Origin of the sequence: Terrabacter terrae, from assembly GCF_039529575.1 — a bacterium.
GTDB classification, from domain to species: domain Bacteria; phylum Actinomycetota; class Actinomycetes; order Actinomycetales; family Dermatophilaceae; genus Terrabacter; species Terrabacter terrae.
This window is the reverse complement of sequence record NZ_BAAANB010000018.1, coordinates 1-1,226: the sequence shown is the minus strand read 5'-3', so window position 1 is coordinate 1,226 and position 1,226 is coordinate 1. Positions and strand designations below refer to the sequence as shown.

Annotated in this window: 2 protein-coding genes; one reads left to right on the top strand and one right to left on the bottom strand. The window is 72.6% G+C overall.

What is annotated here, in order from left to right; genetic code table 11:
• Positions 1-336 (top strand): TspO/MBR family protein (locus ABD194_RS09025; protein WP_343990382.1); only part of this gene is annotated, 336 nt, incomplete at its 5' end.
• 294 nt (positions 337-630) lie between these two features.
• Here ABD194_RS09025 and ABD194_RS09020 read toward each other — a convergent pair.
• The coding region (locus tag ABD194_RS09020) for a helix-turn-helix domain-containing protein (RefSeq protein ID WP_343990379.1) at positions 631-1,226 on the bottom strand (596 nt) is incomplete at its 5' end.

Genomic DNA, 1,226 nt, shown 5'->3' with positions numbered 1-1,226 from the left:
GTGGTGTGGACCGCGCTCTACGCCGACATCGCGGCCAGCTCGGCCGCTGCGCTGAACGCCTACGACGAGGCGGGCGACCACGAGGGTCGCAGCACCTACCTCAAGGCGTTCGGCACGAACCTCGCCCTCAACACGGCGTGGAGCGTCGTGTTCTGGCGCTCGCGCCGGCCGTGGCTGGCCGCCGTCCACGCGGCCGTGCTCACCGCCAGCTCGGCCGACCTGGCGCGCCGTGCCGGCTCGGCCAACCGGGGCGCCGGCATCGCACTGTCGCCGTATGCCGCGTGGTGTGGTTTCGCGACGGCACTGTCGACCGCGATCGCGCGTCGCAACGGCTGACCGCCGCGCGGGCGCTCGAGACTGGCGACAGGGCTGCAGCCACGGTCAGCACGACGACGCCGACCGCGCGGCGGACGGTCCGGTCGTGACTTCCAGGCAGGCTTCGAACGCGGCACGGGACGGTCCCCCTCACTCGGTGGGACGGCGTAGGTGGCGTCCCGCTTTGCCCCTTACCGGTGGTGACCCAAGGCTGTCGCGTCGAGCTTGCGTGTGTGACTGCGACTTGGCTCGTCTAGGGGTATCTAGCGCGAGCGCGATAGTGGCGAAGAGAAGGCTCGCGGGGGCCGCGAGCCTTCAGGCGGAGGCGGGCTGCTTGGTGAAGGCGCGGCGGTAGGTGACGGGCGGGACGCCGATCACGCGCTGGAAGTGGTGCCGCAGCACGGCTGCGGTGCCGAAGCCGCTCTCCCGAGCGATGCGCTCGATGTCGAGGTCGGTGCTCTCCAGCAGGTGGCGCGCACGGAGCACCCGCTGGCTCGTCAGCCACTTGTGCGGCGTGGTGCCGACCTCGGCGGTGAACCGGCGCGCGAACGTGCGCTCGGACATGGCCGCGCGTCGCGCCAGGCTCGGGATGGAGTGCTCCTCGTCGAGATGCTCGGCCACCCACTCGAGGACGTCCTGGAGGCTCTCGCAGGGCTCGGCCGGGAGCGGGGTCTCGACGAACTGGCGCTGGCCGCCGGAGCGGTGCGGCGGCACGACCATGCGGCGGGCGATGCGGGTGGCCACCTCGGAGCCGAGCTCGGTGCGGACGAGGTGCAGGCAGGCGTCGATGCCCGCGGCCGTGCCGGCGCTGGTGAGGACCGGGCCGTCCTCGACGTAGAGCACGTCGAGGTCCACGTGGGCCCGCGGATACTCGCCGGCGAGCTTGGCGGCATACCTCCAGTGGGTGGCAC